The 3,544-nt window shown below is 34.8% G+C and carries 3 protein-coding genes and 1 pseudogene; 1 reads left to right on the top strand and 3 read right to left on the bottom strand.

Annotated features, from left to right (window positions below):
• Positions 1–264: pseudogene (locus tag E1171_RS24205) on the top strand (hypothetical protein); the annotation flags it as partial.
• Between the two features lie 116 nt (positions 265–380).
• On the opposite strand, the gene rsgA reads toward E1171_RS24205, so the two are convergent.
• From rsgA to E1171_RS04730, 3 genes are all read right to left on the bottom strand, one after another.
• Positions 381–1,310, bottom strand: coding sequence for a ribosome small subunit-dependent GTPase A (gene rsgA, locus E1171_RS04740; RefSeq protein ID WP_155204608.1), 930 nt, complete (start codon positions 1,308–1,310; stop codon positions 381–383).
• A 60-nt stretch (positions 1,311–1,370) separates the two neighbouring features.
• Positions 1,371–2,630, bottom strand: a complete 1,260-nt coding sequence (locus E1171_RS04735; RefSeq protein WP_155204606.1) for a 3-deoxy-D-manno-octulosonic acid transferase — start codon at positions 2,628–2,630, stop codon at positions 1,371–1,373.
• A gap of 160 nt (positions 2,631–2,790) precedes the next feature.
• A complete protein-coding gene (locus E1171_RS04730) occupies positions 2,791–3,420 on the bottom strand; it encodes a peroxiredoxin (RefSeq protein WP_155204604.1) in 630 nt (209 codons plus the stop codon).
• Positions 3,421–3,544 lie beyond the last annotated feature (124 nt).

The following is a 3,544-nucleotide window of genomic DNA, read 5'->3' as shown; positions in this document are numbered from 1 at the left end:
TCCACCTTTAAAGTATGTGAAAAGATTTTTTCGCTTAATCGGAATAAAAAGGAGGATCAAGCACTTTTGATTCGCACACGATACGAATTAAGACAGGCCATTTTTAGTGGGAATTTTGAAGTGGCTAAAAAATTTATAAATCTTTTGGATCAACTTCCTATATCAGTTGTAGAAAAAGGGGGGTATTCTTTCTTGGTGAAATTTAAGATTCGCTTAGTTTTTCTTCAATCTTTGATTAGTTTTTATAAAGTTAGAGGAAGATAGGATTTTATGAGATAAAGTCATTAAGGGAAAGTTTTAAAACTATAAAGGTCTAAAACTTTGGGGAAGAAAAAATCCAGTATCTCCACAATTTTTTATTATTCAGTTTAGACAAAAAATCACCTTCTATTATCTTCTTCTCCCAGCATTCCCAAATAATTTTCATAACGACTAGGGTAGATTTTACCTTCTTCGATAGCTTGCAGAATAGCACATCCTGGTTCGTGGGTATGCGTACAATTGTTGTACCGGCAATGCCCCAATAGTTCACGCAATTCTGGAAAATAGTGGCTTACTTCTTCATCACCAATGTCCATCAAGCCTAATTCTTTAATTCCAGGGGTATCTATAATAAACGTTTTTTCGGATACCTTCTCAGTTACTTCAAACATTTCGGCAAAAGTGGTGGTATGCACGCCTTTATTGGCATAGGTGGATACTTCAGAAGTTTTTAAATCTATTTCACTAATAATTTTGTTGATTAAAGTAGATTTTCCAACTCCTGAATGCCCTGAAAGAAGAGTAGTTTTACCATTCAATAAGTTTCTGAACTTTTCAATTCCTTCTTCCTCCAAGGCCGAAATAAGTAAACAAGGGTATCCTAAGGATTCATACATTTGGGCAAGTTCTTGCTGATAGGAGTGCATTTCATCATCCAACAGGTCAGCTTTGTTAAATACAATTACTGAGGGAATTCGGAAAGATTCTGCTGAAACTAAAAAACGATCAATAAAACCTAAAGAAGTTCGAGGAAAGACTAAAGTAGCCAATAAAACCGCCTGATCTATATTGGCCGCAATTATATGGGCATGATGCTTTTTTCGGGTAGATTTTCTTATGATATAATTATGACGGTCACGAATCCCTATGATGATTCCTTTTTCTTCTGCTTCCATTTCAAACTCCACCTGGTCACCAACAGCAATGGGGTTGGTGACTTTCATGCCATGCAATTTAAATTTTCCCCGAAGTCGACAGGAAACCACCTTATGGTTTTGATCCCTTACTTCATACCATGAACCTGTCGACTTGATGACAATTCCTTCCATAAATATTTAAATCCTCTACTAACTTTCCCTTAAAAAATACTTAAAAGATTTTGACAAACTCTAAGCGGTTTTTGCTTTGTTGAGAAAAGCAATGCTATAGTTCATTATCTTTTTAGTGGCTCCTCTATTTTTCTGAATATATTCTGCTGCAATTTGAGAAGCCTGTTGCCATTGTTCCTTATCCTGAAATAATTGATAAAATTTGGACAGGAACTCGTGGCTATCGGCTACCGAAAAGGCTGCCTTTAACGCTATAAGTTCATTGGCTTCACGGAATTTTTTATAATTTTTATTTCCAAAAAACACCGGTAATCCGAAAGTGGCAGCTTCTAATATATTATGCACTCCAGTCCCAAAACCTCCCCCTATGTAGGCAAACTCCCCGTATTGGTATAATGAAGATAACATGCCGATATTGTCAATAATAAGCACCTGATAATTTGAAATGGTTTCCTTGGCTGCTCTAGAATAACGAATACTACCTTTATTAATTTTTTGTTCTAATTTTTGGAGGCCGTTCTCATTAATTTCATGAGGGGCGATTATAAAACGAAGGTTTTTATCGTGATTATTGATCAAAGGAATAAGTGCCTCAATGTCTTCAGGCCAACTGCTTCCCACAATCAGTAATTTTTTATCATCCTTAAATGCTTTAATTAGTGGGAAATGTTGTGGATGGCTACAGATATCATGTACTTGATCGAAACGGGTATCTCCACTTACTTGGATTTCCTCTAATCCAATAGTATTTAAAAGGGCTTTGGATTGTAAGTCTTGTACAAAGATATAAGTGAAATTTCTTAGCGTTTTACGGGCAAAACTTCCATACCATTTAAAAAAATGCTGTTCTTTTCTGAAAATAGCTGAAATGGAAATTGCAGGAATGTGGTTAAGTTTTAGTTCTTTAATAAAATGGTACCAGAATTCATATTTTACAAAATAAGCCATTTCTGGCTGAACCAGCTCAACAAATTTTTTGGCATAGGTTGGAGTGTCTGCAGGTAAATAACAGATATAATCAGCTTTATCATAGTTCTTTCTAACCTCATAACCCGAAGATGAAAAAAAGGTAAGTAGAATCTTATAATCGGGAAATGCTTTTCGAAAGGCTTCAATTACTGGTCTTCCCTGTTCAAATTCACCCAATGAAGCGCAATGAAACCATACAATGGGGCTTTTATTTTCTTTGAGTACAGTTTCTAAATAGGGAAAAGTATTTTTTCTTCCCTCAACAATTCGATGAGCCTTTATTTTAAAACGAGCGGCTATGCTAAGGAGTAACCCATACAGGAAGATAAAAAAGTTATAAAATAGCAACATTACAATCGGATCTTACGGCCTTTTCATTTTATGAATTTGTAAAGATAGAAGCTTCTGTTATATTTTTCATAAAGAAATCTTTTGTAGATAACCATGCTGGGAAATAAAAAACCCTCTGGAGTTCCAGAGGGTTTTTGGTATTTTTCAAATTTCTGAAATTTTAGTGTGTTGATAAGTAATCAGCTACACCTTCTTTTGTTGCCTTCATAGCATCTTTACCTTCTTCCCAGTTTGCCGGACAAACTTCTCCGTGCTTTTCAACATGGTGAAGGGCATCCACTAAACGGATCATTTCATCAATATTTCTACCTAAAGGAAGATCATTAATGGTTTCATGTCTTACAACACCTTCTTTATCAATTAAGAAAGTGCCTCGGTAAGCTACAGGAGTTCCTTCAAAAATCAAGTTATTTGATTCATCATAATTCCAATCACCTGCTAATACACCAAAGTTGTTGGCGATTGTTTTTGAAGTGTCGGCAACGATTGGATATGTTACACCTTCAATTCCACCTTGATCTTTGGCTGTTGACAACCAAGCTAAATGAGTTTCTTCAGTATCGCATGAAATAGCTACAACGGCTACATTTCTTTTTTCAAATTCTGCCAATTTTTCCTGAAAAGCAAGAATCTCTGTTGGGCAAACAAAAGTGAAGTCTTTAGGATAAAAGAAAAAAATCACTTCTTTTTTACCTAAGAATTGCTCTAAAGAGAAGTTATCAACAATTTCTTCTCCATTGATAACGGCTGGAGCGCTAAATAAAGGCGCTTTTTTTCCTACTAATGACATTGAAATTTAATTTTATAGGTTGATTTAAATGATTAAACTATTATATATTGTTTTCATCTCCAATGGAGACAGTTAAATCCCGATTTATTTTTTTTCCATTTACCTGAAGATGTATACTTTTAAT

The organism is Xanthovirga aplysinae, from assembly GCF_009711365.1.
In the GTDB taxonomy this organism is placed as follows: domain Bacteria; phylum Bacteroidota; class Bacteroidia; order Cytophagales; family Cyclobacteriaceae; genus Xanthovirga; species Xanthovirga aplysinae.
Note: the sequence above shows the minus strand (reverse complement) of the source record. Positions and strands in the feature narration are given on the sequence as shown.